At 59.2% G+C, this 13,276-nt stretch carries 13 protein-coding genes; 9 read left to right on the forward strand and 4 right to left on the reverse strand.

All coding sequences use genetic code 11. From position 1 onward, the window contains the following. Positions 1–142 precede the first annotated feature (142 nt). From LC298_RS14075 to LC298_RS14085, 3 genes are all read left to right on the forward strand, one after another. A complete protein-coding gene (locus LC298_RS14075; protein ID WP_131570417.1) occupies positions 143–616 on the forward strand; it encodes an Lrp/AsnC family transcriptional regulator in 474 nt (157 codons plus the stop codon). Positions 617–779: 163 nt separating this feature from the next. Beyond that, positions 780–2,030, forward strand: coding sequence for a PQQ-dependent sugar dehydrogenase (locus LC298_RS14080; RefSeq protein ID WP_131570415.1), 1,251 nt, complete (start codon positions 780–782; stop codon positions 2,028–2,030). Positions 2,031–2,071: 41 nt separating this feature from the next. After that, positions 2,072–2,398, forward strand: coding sequence for a c-type cytochrome (locus tag LC298_RS14085; protein ID WP_223385675.1), 327 nt, complete (start codon positions 2,072–2,074; stop codon positions 2,396–2,398). A gap of 102 nt (positions 2,399–2,500) precedes the next feature. On the opposite strand, the gene LC298_RS14090 is transcribed toward LC298_RS14085, so the two are convergent. Further along, the gene (locus LC298_RS14090; RefSeq protein WP_158284795.1) at positions 2,501–2,806 is read right to left on the reverse strand and encodes an HlyU family transcriptional regulator; all 306 of its coding nucleotides are present in this window, start codon (positions 2,804–2,806) and stop codon (positions 2,501–2,503) included. 166 nt (positions 2,807–2,972) lie between these two features. On the opposite strand from LC298_RS14090, the gene LC298_RS14095 reads away from it, so the two are divergent. Next, positions 2,973–4,949, forward strand: a complete 1,977-nt coding sequence (locus tag LC298_RS14095; protein WP_199223328.1) for a bifunctional 2',3'-cyclic-nucleotide 2'-phosphodiesterase/3'-nucleotidase — start codon at positions 2,973–2,975, stop codon at positions 4,947–4,949. 6 nt (positions 4,950–4,955) lie between these two features. On the opposite strand, the gene LC298_RS14100 is transcribed toward LC298_RS14095, so the two are convergent. Further along, the gene (locus LC298_RS14100; RefSeq protein WP_131570407.1) at positions 4,956–5,954 is read right to left on the reverse strand and encodes a zinc transporter ZntB; all 999 of its coding nucleotides are present in this window, start codon (positions 5,952–5,954) and stop codon (positions 4,956–4,958) included. A 19-nt stretch (positions 5,955–5,973) separates the two neighbouring features. Between LC298_RS14100 and LC298_RS14105 the strand changes: the two genes are divergently transcribed. From LC298_RS14105 to LC298_RS14115, 3 genes are all read left to right on the forward strand, one after another. Next, positions 5,974–6,156, forward strand: a complete 183-nt coding sequence (locus LC298_RS14105) for a hypothetical protein (RefSeq protein ID WP_131570405.1) — start codon at positions 5,974–5,976, stop codon at positions 6,154–6,156. Then, entirely contained in the window at positions 6,153–7,154 is a 1,002-nt protein-coding gene (locus tag LC298_RS14110) for an alpha/beta hydrolase (RefSeq protein WP_131570403.1), read from the forward strand. The genes LC298_RS14105 and LC298_RS14110 overlap by 4 nt, the downstream gene beginning before the upstream one ends. Positions 7,155–7,249: 95 nt before the next feature. Further along, positions 7,250–8,395: an AI-2E family transporter gene (locus LC298_RS14115; RefSeq protein WP_131570400.1), complete on the forward strand. Its 1,146-nt coding sequence runs from the start codon at positions 7,250–7,252 to the stop codon at positions 8,393–8,395. 9 nt (positions 8,396–8,404) lie between these two features. Here the strand turns inward: LC298_RS14115 and ilvA are convergent, their stop codons facing one another. Continuing rightward, the gene (gene ilvA / locus LC298_RS14120) at positions 8,405–9,658 is read right to left on the reverse strand and encodes a threonine ammonia-lyase IlvA (protein ID WP_131570398.1); all 1,254 of its coding nucleotides are present in this window, start codon (positions 9,656–9,658) and stop codon (positions 8,405–8,407) included. An 857-nt stretch (positions 9,659–10,515) separates the two neighbouring features. Between ilvA and LC298_RS14125 the strand changes: the two genes are divergently transcribed. Then, positions 10,516–11,970, forward strand: a complete 1,455-nt coding sequence (locus LC298_RS14125) for a TrkH family potassium uptake protein (RefSeq protein ID WP_131570396.1) — start codon at positions 10,516–10,518, stop codon at positions 11,968–11,970. 76 nt (positions 11,971–12,046) lie between these two features. Here the strand turns inward: LC298_RS14125 and LC298_RS14130 are convergent, their stop codons facing one another. Further along, positions 12,047–12,631: an NADPH-dependent FMN reductase gene (locus LC298_RS14130; RefSeq protein WP_131570394.1), complete on the reverse strand. Its 585-nt coding sequence runs from the start codon at positions 12,629–12,631 to the stop codon at positions 12,047–12,049. A gap of 266 nt (positions 12,632–12,897) precedes the next feature. On the opposite strand from LC298_RS14130, the gene LC298_RS14135 reads away from it, so the two are divergent. Beyond that, positions 12,898–13,275 (forward strand): winged helix-turn-helix transcriptional regulator, encoded by a 378-nt coding sequence (locus LC298_RS14135; RefSeq protein WP_131570392.1) that lies wholly within the window; start codon positions 12,898–12,900, stop codon positions 13,273–13,275. Position 13,276: the final 1 nt, after the last annotated feature.

Below are 13,276 nucleotides of genomic sequence, written 5' to 3' on the forward strand. Positions count from 1 at the left end.
CTCCCGTGGCATTGCGAATGCTGATCCGTCGGGAATGATCCCGTATTTGCCCTCGAATGTCCTTGCAAAAGCATGTTGGCACCACCAGCATGCTCGAATATAATTGCGCCAAACGGGACGTTATTCGGGGAAGCTTGCGGCAATGGATTTTGATGCAATCGATCTCGCCATTTTGACGACGCTTCAACGCGACGGCCGCATTTCAAATGCCTCGCTTGCCGAAACCGTCGGCCTGTCGCCTTCAGCCTGTTCGCGGCGCCTCGATCACCTGGAGAAATCGGGCGCAATCCGGGGCTACCACGCCAGGGTCAGCAACAGCACCCTCGGCCACACAATGACGGCCATCGTACATATCTCGCTGTCCGGCCAGTTTCAAAAGACGCTGCGCGACTTCGAAGAGGCCGTAAAGCGCTGTCCGAATGTCCTCGTCTGCTACCTGATGAGCGGGGAATACGATTACATCTTGCGGGTCGCAGCAAAGGATCTTGCGGACTACGAACGGATACACCGCGACTGGCTTTCCGCTCTCCCTCATGTGGTGAAGATCAACTCGTCCTTTGCGCTTCGTGAAATCATCGATCGGCCCAACGTCGGAATCGATCCTTCTCTTGCCTGAGCGGTCTTCGCAGCCGCAGCACACATTTCGCCGACGCAGCGAGATATTTTGTGAAGTCAGTAAGGTTCCACTTTATGGTGTAGTTACAAGGGTCGCGGGAGGACACCTGTCCAAGAGAGCAGATATTATCTCCCCGCCGGGTGAACGCCTTTGGGAGGATATCATGACGATTTTCAGAACGTTGCTTTGCGCGTCAGCGATACTCGCGTGCACGGGGGTGGCGGCCCACGCTCAAGCGGATCTGGAGCGGCTGAGCCAATTCAAGTCCACGGGCACGACGGAATTCAAGGTCATCGAACAAGACGGTTCCAAGGCCGACGCGATACGTAAGACCCTTGAGCGCATAACGCTTCCGCAGGGCTTCAAAATTGACTTGTACGCGATTGTGCCGGATGCCCGACACATGGCCGTGGGACCGCAGGGCATCGTTACTTTTGTTGGCACACGGAAGACCGAAGTCTGGGCTGTAACCGACCGCGACAAGGATCGCGTCGCCGATGAGGTGAAAAACTTTGCCCCGTCGCTCGCCAAAGCGATACCCAACGGCCCGTGTTTCTCAAAGGATGGATTCCTGTATCTCGCGGAGCAAAACCGCGTGCTGCTTTTTCCGGCCGCCGAGTTTTTCTATGAAAGTCCCGACGTCGCGGCTTTCGCCGTGATCGAACAAGGCGAACTGATCCCCCCGGAAGCTGAGAGCTACAACCACACTGCGCGAGTCTGTCGCGTCGGCCCTGATGGCAAGCTTTACATCTCGCTCGGGCAACCACTGAACGTCGCCGCCCCCGAAGATCTTGACAGGAACACAAAATGGGGTATCGGCGGCATAATTCGTCTCAATACGGATGGCACCGGACGCGAGGTTTATACCTACGGTGTCCGAAACTCGGTCGGCCATGATTTCCATCCGGTTACGGGCGAGCTCTGGTTCACTGACAATCAGGTCGATGGAATGGGAGATGACATTCCGCCCGGAGAACTCAATCGCCAAACCGCCGCCGGGCAGAATTTCGGTCATCCGTGGTATGGCGGCGGAGACGTGCGCACCAACGAATATAAGAGCGATGAGGTGCCTGTCGAGGTCGTGATGCCAGCGGTCGAAACGATCGCGCACGCGGCCGATCTCGGAATGACCTTCTACACCGGTGACATGTTTCCGGCCAAATATCGTAACGCCATCTTTTCCGCCCAGCACGGGTCGTGGAACCGCACCGAACCGGTCGGCGCGCGGGTGATGGTCACCTTCATCGACGATGAGGGCAATGCGAAAATGGAACCATTCGCGGAAGGCTGGAAGGACGAGAACGGAGAGTATCTGGGCCGTCCTGTCGATGTTGCGCAACTTCGAGACGGTTCTTTGCTCGTGTCCGATGATCTGGCCGGCGCACTCTATCGCATTTCCTACGAGGCGCCATGAGGGGCATTTCGTGTTATCAAGCTTCGGCGGGAGGGAGCAGCGTGCAACGCACAGTGATCTGTGCGTTGTTCGCCGTGCTGGCTGCGTCGGGTCTCGCCAATGCGGCGGACCCGACGGCCGGCCGCGAAAAGGCATCCGCCTGCAGCACCTGTCACGGCATCGACGGCATCGCCAAGATACCGATCGCACCGCATATCGCTGGCGAGAGTGAGGTCTATCTGCAGACTCAGCTCAAGGCATTTCGTTCGGGGAAGCGCGAACATGAGATCATGAGCATTATAGCGAAGGATTTGAGCGACGAGGATATTGCCGATCTGTCGGCATGGTATGCATCAATCGAGATCAGCGTGCAGATGCCGGACTCATAAGCCTTCCGGACACCGCAAGCCTATCATCCGGCTCGCTTGCAAGGGAAAGGGACCGAACTTGGAACGGGAGGCGTCCAGCACTTACGTGGCGGCGCCGTCCACTCAGACCATCCGCTCCTCGCCCTGCCAAAGGCTCTCGCCGTTCTGATCGATGATCATATGGGCTTTGCCGAGCGCAGCCGTCTTTGCTGAAGCCTCATCCGGCAACAAATCGGCGCGCATGAACTTGCGTTCGAGCATCGCGCCATCCTTTTCCCGCCGCAGCGCTCCTGCGACGCGCCACTGTCCGCTTTCCTTCACGGGACGGGCGAAAACCTCAACACCCTTGTAAACCTCGTCTGGAGCGCCTGCCGGGGGCGTGTTTTCGTTTGCGGCAGTGCCTAACAGGCGCTTGAAAAAACCGGCCATGAACATTCTCCTTCCCCGCAAGGATGTTGGGTCTCATTTCCTGTGTCAATGGCAGTAGTTCGGCCACGAGGAGCGCTTGACAGCCATCAAGAACCGGTCTGCAATCCGATCGGCAGACCGAACTCACCGCCGACGGCAGGAGCATATCATGGTTGCGTTTCAGAAAATTCAGGCACTTCATCCGATCACACGCCGCTCGCTTCTTGCGGGCGCGGCGGCAACGAGCGGACTGATCGTCCTTCATCCCTTCGCCGTTCGAGCGCAGGCCAACCAGGCGCATCTCCGTATTATGGAGACGACCGACGTTCACGTTCACGTCTTCCCCTACGATTACTACAGCGACAAGCCGAACGACACGATGGGCCTTGCCCGCACTGCCTCGATCATGGACGCGATCCGCGCGGAATCAACCAATTCAATGCTGGTCGACAACGGCGACTTCCTGCAGGGCAACCCGATGGGCGATTACATCGCCTATGAGCGCGGCATGAATGAGGGCGACATGCACCCCGTCATCTCCGCGATGAATACACTCGGCTACGATTGCTCGACACTCGGCAATCACGAATTCAATTATGGCCTCGACTTCATGTTCAAGGTGCTTGACGGAGCAAATTTTCGCTTCGTCTGCGCCAATGTTACAAAGGGCGCTCTCGCGGCAAATCCGCGCGACGACGAACTGTTCCTCAGGCCGTACATCATCGTCGAGAAGATGGTGAAGACGGGAGACGGTTCCGAACATCCGCTCAAGGTCGGTCTCATCGGCTTCGTCCCGCCGCAAATCATGCTGTGGGACCAGCGCCATCTGGCCGGGAAGGCCAACGCCCGCGACATTGTCGAGGCCGCCCGCGCCTGGGTCCCCCAGATGCGCGAAGACGGCGCGGAAATCATCGTCGCGCTCTCGCATTCCGGCATCGGAGATGCGCAACACGTTGAAGGTATGGAGAACGCCTCGGTGCCGCTTGCCGCGGTCGACGGCATCGACGCGGTGATGACCGGTCACAGCCATCTCGATTTTCCCGGACCGAAATACGAAGGCTTCGATGCAGTGGACCACGTCAGGGGAACGATCCACGGAAAGCCGGCTACAATGGGCGGGTTCTGGGGATCGCATCTTGGTCTGATCGACCTGATGCTCGAGCGCGACGGAAATGCTTGGCGCATTGTCGATTTCACCAGTGAGGCGCGCCCCATCTACGCACGTGGCGAGGACCGGAAGGTTATGCCGCTCGTTGAAAGCAAGCAGGCGGTGCTCCAAAGTGTGGAGGATGTTCACGAGGCGACGCTTGCTTATGTCCGCACAGCCGTAGGCAAGACCTCGGCGCCGCTGCATTCCTATTTCGCGCTCGTCGCCGATGATCCGTCGGTCCAGATCGTCAGCCAGGCGCAGACCTGGTACGTCACCGATCTTATGAGCGGAACGGAACATGAGGGACTTCCCGTCCTCTCCGCGGCTGCTCCTTTCAAGGCTGGCGGCCGCGGCGGACCGGAATATTATACTGAAGTCCCGGCGGGCGACGTTGCGATCAAGAATGTTGCGGATCTCTACCTTTATCCGAACACCGTACGCGCAATGGTGATCACCGGGGCGGACGTAAAGGAATGGCTGGAAATGTCTGCCGGAATTTTCAGGCAGGTGAAGCCGGGCGGATCGGACCAGCCGCTTATCGCGGACGATTTTCCTTCCTACAACTTCGATGTCATCGACGGTGTTACTTACGAAATAGACCTTTCGCAGCCTCGGAAATACACGGCAAAAGGGGAACCGGAAAACCCCGACGCAAACCGGATTCAAAATCTTCGATTCAAGGGTGAACCGATTGATCCGGAACAGCAATTTGTCATCGCGACCAATAACTACCGTGCAGGCGGCGGTGGCAATTTTCCGGGGGTCACACCGGAAAAGATCATCCTCGAAGCACCGGACACCAACCGCGATGTCATCGTCCGCTATATCGTCGACAAGGGGACAATCAATCCTTCCGCCGACGCCAACTGGCGGTTCAAGCCCTTGGAGGGAACGACGGCGATATTTGAAACCGGTCCGCGCGGCGCGGAATACATTTCGGATGTGAAAGGGGTTGAGATCGAACCCGCCGGAGGAGGGTCCGACGGCTTCGCGAAATACCGGATCACGCTCTAGAAGGCGTCAGAAGAGGCGCAGCACACGCAAGATTGCCAGTTCGATCACGGCGATCCCAAGGAGGATTGCCGTAATGAACCAGAACGCGTTAGGACTGTCCTGTCCAGGAATCCCGCCGACATTGATACCCAGCAATCCCGTGATCAGACCGAGCGGCAGGAAAATCACTGCGACGATCGCCAGATACAGCATGTTGCGGTTCATTACTTCGGATCGCCGGTCCATTATCTCGTCATAAACAATGGCCGCCCGATCACGGATTGCATCCAACTCTTCGGCAAGCCGTGTGGTTCGTGACGCCGCCTCCCGGATCCGGCTGCGCTCATGCTCGCCCAGCCATTCCAGATCCTCGATTTCTAGTGTGGTGAGGGCGTCCCGCTGGGGAAACATGAAGCGCCGCAGGTTGATCGCATCGCGGCGAATTTCAGCCAGATCGCGCCGAAGCGCGGGCGGCAAATCTTCGGCCACCCGCTCCTCAAGCGCATCGATCTGTTCACTAAGGTCGGTAACGACCGGTTCCGTCCGGTCGGCAAGCCGCAGCGCCACCTTTGCGATGAGATCGCCAGGCGTACGCGGCGCCTGTCCCCGTGTGGTTGCAGCCAGAATTTCCTCGATTGCGAGGAGCGGACGCACCCACACGCCAATCACCTGGCTGTCTTCAATCCAGAACCGCACCGAAACCATGTCGTCGGGCTCGGCGCCGGGATTGAGATTGACGCCCCTCATGATGACGATGGCCCCGTCGCCGTGAACCGTGCAGCGCGGCCGTGTATCGTCCGCAGTCAGGGCATCGCGCACGAACTCATCGCAATCATGGTCTTGCAGCAGTTCTTCGATGGAAAGAGCATCGCGATGAATGTGCACCCAGGTAAATCCCCCGGACGCCGCCGCTGTATTTGACGCCGCCTCGGCAACAAATCTACTGCCGCCCTTACCGTCAAACTCCAGGGCAATCGTGCCTCCGGGTTCCAGACGTGGCGCTGGCACGGATGTATCGTCCTGCATGATCTGAACTGGATCCCCGATGGTCGAATTGTTCGGGCACGATTCTTGCTGCACCGTTCTTGTGTTTGTGTGCCGCGATCCCCGCCCGGTCAAGGACGGGTATGTGCAGATTGCCAGCGTGAAAGTTGGCGGTTACCAGTATCGCAGCGATTTTAAGGGGGCTGGCGTCCGTGCGATGAATGATTGCGACAAGCCGATATGACCGACCACAGGCCGAAATCACGGCGCTCACGGGTAAAGTTCGTGCTCTATGCTCTTCTTTTGATTGCCGCCGCCGTAGCGCTCGCCTGGCTATTCGGTCCGCGTGAACCGGTCAAGGTGAACGGATCCTTCGATCCTGCGGTTATCGGCAGCGATGTCGATGTCTACCTGGAAGAAACCGAGGCGCGCGTCGCCGACCTCCGAAGCAATGCAGCCAAGGAGATCGTCTGGGCATATCCTGAGTCGCGCGCCAAGACTCCGCTTGCGCTCGTCTATCTGCATGGATTTTCGGCGGCGAAAGGTGAAATTCGTCCTGTGCCGGACCTGGCCGCCGCAGAACTCGGAGCCAATCTGTTTTACACCCGTCTTGCGGGCCACGGGCGCGACGAGCGCGCGATGGCGAACGTCACCGTGGCCGATTGGGTTCGCGATTTGCGTGAGGCCGTCGCCATCGGAGAGCGCATCGGTGAAAAAGTCATTCTCGTGGCGACCTCGACAGGCGGAACACTGGCGGCACTCGCGGCGACCTTGCCGGACATGAAAGACCGGATTGACGGCATCGTCTTCGTATCACCCAACTTCGCCATTCAGTCGCGAGCGGCGCCGCTGCTGACCATGCCATTCGCGCGTTCGATCCTGCCCGTTGTCGTCGGTGCCGAGCGCAGCTTCGAGGCCCGGAACGAGGAACACGCGGCCAACTGGACAACGCGCTATCCAACCGTATCTCTGCTGCCGATGGCGGCGCTGGTCAGACATGTTCGTACTCTGCAATTCGAGGCAATCGATGTTTCGGCCCTGTTTATTTTTCACCCTGAGGACGAGGTCGTCGATCACGCCGTCACCGCCGAGGTCGCGGAGCGCTGGGGCGGTCCGTCCGAGATCGTCCGGATGGAGACGTCGGACGACCCGTCCAACCACGTGGTCGCCGGCGACATCATGTCGCCATCCAACAACTCTGCGGTCCGTGACGCCATTATCGAGTTCGTTCGTGACCAGTGACTCCGAAAATGGCTCGCAGCCCCACAGGACGACCCGGTTGAAAACTCGCGCGCAATACTCACAATATCAGCCTGTTGTCTGAAGAACGGAACACCATGCAGGCCTACGATCGCTTTCGCAATTTCGTCTACGGCATGGCGCTTGCGATCATGATCGGCTGGATTCTTCACGTCGGCCGCAATGTCTTCGTCCCGGTCATCGCCAGCGTCATTCTCGCCTATATCGTGGTCGCGCTGGCGCGGCGCATGTATCAGCTGCCGCTCGTCGGCCACATCCTGCCCGGTCCGGTCCGCTACACAATCTCGATCCTCATCATCGCGTTCATTGTCGTCGCATTCGTTTTCCTGATCATCAGCAACATCAACCAGGTGATCGCTTTGGTGCCGCAATATCAGGTCTCGCTGCTGCGGATCATTCAGGGTCTCGCTGTGCAGTTCGGCTTCGAGACGGAGCCGACCTGGGCAACGATACGCCGCGACGTTTTCGGCGAGATCCGGTTGCAGTCGCTGATCGGCTCGACCGTGACCTCGATTTCCGTTCTTGTCGGCTCGGTATTCGTTGTGGTGGTTTATACCGGCTTCGCCCTGGCCGAGCGCCAGTTGTTCGCCCGCAAGCTCAGTCGCCTGTCGAGCGATCCCGCCGATAGCGCGCTGATCGCCCAGATCGTCAACACCATCAACGACCGGATCGGCGATTATCTTGCCGCCAAGACCTTCGTGAACCTCGTGCTCGGCCTGATAAGCTATGTGGTGATGATCTTCATCGGGTTGGATTTCGCGGCGTTTTGGGGCGTTCTGATCGCACTGCTCAACTACATTCCCTATATCGGCTCGATGGGCGGCGTACTGTTCCCCACCGCCATTGCCATCGTGCAGTTCGAGGGCGACTGGAGCATGATCGCGACGGCTTTCGTAGGCCTCACCATCTGCCAGATATTCGTCGGCAGTTTCCTCGAGCCAAGTCTGATGGGCCGCCAGCTCAACCTCAGCCCGTTCGTCATCCTCGTATCGCTCACAAGCTGGGGCATGCTTTGGGGCATTCCCGGTGCGCTGTTGTCTGTTCCCGTGACGGCGATCATGGTGATCGTCTTTTCCGAGTTCGAGGGCACCCGGCCCATCGCCATTCTCCTGTCGCGCTCCGGCCGCATTCCGCCGCAACGCCACAAGGTGATCCGAAAGCTGGTCGAGACCGACGGCGCCTATACGATTGAGCCGGACAAGGAAGACGACGAAGATATCTGAAACACTTCGCTAGACCAGAAGTCCGGCCATGAGGTCATTTTCCGAAATGTCCTGCCAGGCAAGCCCACTGTCGTTCATGCGGGCCATCAATCCAGCAAAATTGCCCGGATTTTTGGTCTCGATCCCGATCAGAACCGAGCCAAAATTGCGCGCCGACTTCTTCAGGTATTCAAAGCGCGTGATGTCGTCATCCGGACCGAGAAGATCGAGGAAGTCCTTCAGCGCCCCGGGCCGCTGCGGCATGCGCAACACAAAATACTTCTTCAGCCCATCCGAACGAAGCGCCCTTTCCTTGACTTCCGCCAGCCGCTCGAAATCGAAATTCCCGCCCGAGGCGATGCACAATATCGTCTTGCCCCGGCGCTCCCGCTCCGGAATGTCCTTGAGCGCATCGACTGTCAGGGCACCGGCGGGTTCAAGCACGATGCCCTCCACATTGAGCATCTCGATGATTGTCGTGCAGAGCCGGTCCTCCGGTACGAGCGTGACATCGCCCGGTGCAAAGCGCTTGAGGATGGCATGGGTCGCCGCACCAATCTGGCCGACGGCGGCCCCGTCGACGAAATTGCTGAACGTCTTCAGTTGAACCCGGTCGCCGGCCTCCAGGCTCTTGCGCAAGCTCGGCGCGCCAGCCGGTTCTGTCAAGGTAAAGCGTGCGCCCTGGCTGCTATCCTCGAAATAGCGGGTCAATCCGCTCGCCAGCCCGCCTCCCCCGACCGCCACGACGACACGATCGAGCGAAACGCCTGCCGGCGCTTGTGCCAACACCTCCTCGGCAACGGACGCCTGGCCTTCGATGATGTCGGCATGATCAAATGGCGGCACCATCACCGCACCCTCCGCCTCGGCATAAGCGAGCGCCGCGCGGTTGCAGTCGTCGAAATAGTCTCCCACCAGCCGGATCTCGATATTATCGCCGCCAAACGCACGGGTCTTGTCTATCTTCTGTTGCGGCGTGGTGACGGGCATGAAGATGACGCCGTGCTTCCCGAAATGGCGGCAGACGAAGGCCAAGCCCTGCGCGTGATTGCCGGCCGACGCGCAGACGAACGGACCGTGGGCTCCTTCAGCCAGACGCTTGCGGATGAAGTTGAACGCGCCGCGGATCTTGTAGGATCGCACCGGCGACAGGTCCTCGCGCTTCAGGAAAATCCGGCAGCCGTGCTTCTGGCTGAGAAATACGTTTTCCTGCAGCGGCGTCTCGGGAAACAGATCGCGCATGGCGCGCGTCGCTTCGGCGACATCCTTGAGAAATCCGGTCATGCCCGCACTCCTGCCATGGACGCGGCGGACAGGGAAGCTTTGGCGGTTACGGGCATCAATTTTATCGTCGTTCTCCTTGTCTGTCGCCTTATCGGAAAGTGTGGGCATTGCGCCCTGTATCACCATCGTCATTCTCCGGGCTTGACCGGAGGATGACGATGCTGGGTTTGGCTGCGGCCGGGATTTCGATATCGCCACATGCCTCACCATTGCCACGCCCTGTCTCCAGTCTGGCCATTGTAACATTCATGGGAAGCGGGCGGTCGTCGTCACGCTTCTATGAATGGTTTGGTGCGATCGGATCGACCGCCCGCCGGTTGCTCACCCGCCTCCCGGCCACGGCTCGCGGTCCCGTGGGACCGGCCGAAAAGCTGAAGGCTAGGGCCCGGCCGTAAGCTCTTGCCAGGCGTGAACCGCACGCCCCAGCCGGCACCGCATCCCTCCGCCTGGCCATCCGGTCCATGAACCCGGCTTCCCGTGGAGGAACGTGCCACAAGTATGCGGGAGACTTCAGAGGTGTGGATAAGTTTTCGGTAGAAAAAATAAAATAACTAGACGGGACAAAGGGTTATAGAAAACCGGGTAAAAAACTTATCAACGTTTTTCGGACCGCCGGGGGCGATTAGCGCTCGCCATCATTTCCAGAGTTCAGGCACAGTGGCGTGCGGATACTCAGATTGGTGCTGAATTTCCGCCACCGGCATTATGAATGACCCGTCCCGGCGTAAAGGGCGTCCGGTTCAGGATGGTTTTTCGGCACATCGCGATTTATAGGCATGCGTCCGGTTCAACCGGACAGGCCGATCCCGGGTCGAGGTGCAACAGGCAAGTGGCGCAATAGAGAAGACATACCGGCAATGAAAGGCAGGAACCTCCACGCTGCAATTCATGTCAGCGCCGTGTTTGCGATCTGGCTTGCCGCCCTGATGCTCATTCCGGCTTTGACGGATCTCTATTATGGCAATCCGGACTGGCTGGTGTTTGCCATTTCGGCGCTCCTGGTTGCGGTTCTCGGCATCCTGACCGCCGTCGCCACGCGGGACTTCCGTCCAACCTATTCTGTTCGTTTTGCATTTCTCCTCGTCAACATTCTGTGGCTGACATTCGCAGTGGCAGGCGCCCTGCCCTTCATCGAATCGTCCCAGAAGATGACGGTCGCCGATGCGTTCTTCGAATCGATGTCGGGCATCACGACAACCGGGTCGACGGTCATGACCGGCCTGGACGGATTGCCTCCCGGCTTGCTTCTCTGGCGGTCCATCCTGCAGTGGGTCGGTGGCCTCGGCGTCATCGTGCTCGGCTTGTTCATCCTGCCCTATCTGAAGATCGGCGGCTCCTCTGTGTTCAAGCTGGAATCGTCCGATCGGTACACGCGTCCATTCTCGCGTCTGTCCACCTTTGCGACCAGTCTGCTGGGAATTTACGTCGCGTCGACCCTAGTCTGCGCCGTTCTCTATGCCATGACCGGAATGTCGATATTCGACTCCATCAATCACGCCATGACGACGGTATCGACCGGGGGGTTCTCCACGCATGACACATCGTTCGAATACTTCACCAACCCGCTCACGCACTGGGTCGCAATCGTTTTCATGCTGATCGGAGGGATCCCCTTCACCGCCCTCATCGTGCTGATGCTCCGCGGACGGTTCGACACCTTCCGCGATAATCAGGTTCTGGTCATGCTTGCCTATGCGGGCGCACTTTCGCTGGCAGTCGCGGTCTATCTTGAACTGTCGAAAACCGAGGATATCGTTCCGGCGATCACCCATTCCACTTTCAACATCGTCTCCCTTGTCACCACCACCGGCTATGCAAGCGCCAATTACCTGCAATGGGGCTCCTTCGCGATCGCCATCGCGTTCATGGCCACATTTCTCGGCGGGTGTTCGGGCTCGACCGCCGGGGGCATCAAGGCCTACCGCTGGATCGCGCTTTACGGCGTCCTACGCCGCGCGATCGACCGGTTCATCTATCCGCACGCGGTTGCCAGCGTGCATTCGGGCAAAGACAAGGTCAGCGAGGAAACGCTTGACACCGTTCTGCTCTTTTTCGCGGCCTACATGCTGCTTTGGGCGCTGCTTACGGTGGCCCTGACTCTGACAGGAATAGACTTCCTGACCGCAATATCCGGCGCTCTTACCGCGCTCTCCAATGTCGGGCCCGGCCTCGGCGACGTGATCGGACCGACCGGCAATTTCGATAGCCTTCCGGATTCCGCAAAGTGGATCCTGTCCTTCGCCATGCTGGTTGGCCGTCTCGAGATTTTCACCGTGCTGGTGCTGCTGTCGCCGACTTTCTGGCAGGAATAACGGCAGACAAAGGCCCCACCCCCCTCGTGCGCGGAGGAGCGGAGCACTCTGCCCTTGTTTTATTACCGCGCGATCCCTACGCCGCCTTTTTCACCTCCTGCTCGCGCAGCGGCTTCAGCGTCTCCGCCCAGTCATGCAATTCGGCAAGCATGGCCTTCGCGCCCTCCTCGACCTCCGGCGCCGGCGCAAACCCGTCCTCGGAAAGGAAGTCGAAGACAAATGGGATCGGCACTTCTTGCGGCAGCGGCATCAGGTTGACGCCGGTCATCAGCACCTTCGTCGTCTGCATGGCCCGCATGCCGCCCGAAACGCCGCCATAGCCGACGAGGCCGACGGGCTTCTTCTGCCACTCCCGGTGCAGCGTCTGGATGGCGTTGACCGTCGATGCCGCCGGGAAATAGTCGTATTCCGGCGAGACGAAGACGAAGGCGTCGGCCTTGCCGTTGACGGCGCTCCAGCGCTTCGTGTGGTCATGTTCGTATTGTTGCATCGCCGGGTGGTTCGGTTCGTCGAGCAGCGGCAGATCGTAGTCGGCAAGATCAACGAGTTCGACGTCGAACTCGCTATTCTCGCTCGCGAAATCGGCCATCCACTTGCCGACCTTGATGCCGTTGCGGCCGGGCCGCGTCGACGTGACGATAACGTTAAGCTTGAGTTTCATAATGATCTCCTGGGTTTCGACTGTTGGGGTGTGAACGTTCGCCTGGACAAATCGGTCCCCTTCCCGCGCACGGAAAGCGCGGGTCCGGCTCGTTGCCCTGTTCGGATTGGGAAGCGTCTTCCGGCGATCAGGCCGGCGCGCGCCAGTATTCTTTCGATACGATGGTGTTCATGCGATACCGCCGTGTTATTTTGATACCGACAATCTATTTAGACACGTGAATGCGCTGCACAAGACGGCACTTTTTTGCAACCGGAGTTACCGCGATGAAACCGCAGCACATCAACGAGCTGGGCGAACTTTGCCGTCCCGTAGGCGATCTCCTTGCCGCGATCAGCTCCAAATGGGTGGTGCTAATCCTCATCCGATTGTCGGAACGGCCGAAGCGCTTTTCGGAATTGAAGCGCGAGATCGGGACGATCAGCCAGAAAGTGTTGACCTCAGTGCTGCGCGACCTTGAAAAAAACGGCATCGTCGAGCGCGTGGTGACGCCGACCGTGCCGCCGCGGGTCGACTACAGCCTCACAAGACTTGGCCAGTCGCTGCTGGAGCCGGTGCGCGCGCTCGGCCGCTGGGCCGTGGCGCACGAGGACGAGGTGGCGGAAGCCCGGACGCGCTACGAAGAGAGCGCCGAGGGGGCGTAAG

This window comes from Oricola cellulosilytica (assembly GCF_019966575.1).
Classification (GTDB): domain Bacteria; phylum Pseudomonadota; class Alphaproteobacteria; order Rhizobiales; family Rhizobiaceae; genus Oricola; species Oricola cellulosilytica.

Coding starts and splice junctions, on each gene's coding strand:
- LC298_RS14130 (WP_131570394.1), bottom strand. CDS start 12,631: ATGAAACTCAAGCTTAACGTTATCGTCACGTCGACGCGGCCCGGCCGC.
- LC298_RS14090 (WP_158284795.1), bottom strand. CDS start 2,806: ATGGCCGGTTTTTTCAAGCGCCTGTTAGGCACTGCCGCAAACGAAAAC.
- LC298_RS14135 (WP_131570392.1), top strand. CDS start 12,898: ATGAAACCGCAGCACATCAACGAGCTGGGCGAACTTTGCCGTCCCGTA.
- LC298_RS14080 (WP_131570415.1), top strand. CDS start 780: ATGACGATTTTCAGAACGTTGCTTTGCGCGTCAGCGATACTCGCGTGC.
- LC298_RS14105 (WP_131570405.1), top strand. CDS start 5,974: ATGGTCGAATTGTTCGGGCACGATTCTTGCTGCACCGTTCTTGTGTTT.
- LC298_RS14110 (WP_131570403.1), top strand. CDS start 6,153: ATGACCGACCACAGGCCGAAATCACGGCGCTCACGGGTAAAGTTCGTG.
- LC298_RS14075 (WP_131570417.1), top strand. CDS start 143: ATGGATTTTGATGCAATCGATCTCGCCATTTTGACGACGCTTCAACGC.
- LC298_RS14125 (WP_131570396.1), top strand. CDS start 10,516: ATGAAAGGCAGGAACCTCCACGCTGCAATTCATGTCAGCGCCGTGTTT.
- LC298_RS14100 (WP_131570407.1), bottom strand. CDS start 5,954: ATGCAGGACGATACATCCGTGCCAGCGCCACGTCTGGAACCCGGAGGC.
- LC298_RS14115 (WP_131570400.1), top strand. CDS start 7,250: ATGCAGGCCTACGATCGCTTTCGCAATTTCGTCTACGGCATGGCGCTT.
- ilvA (WP_131570398.1), bottom strand. CDS start 9,658: ATGACCGGATTTCTCAAGGATGTCGCCGAAGCGACGCGCGCCATGCGC.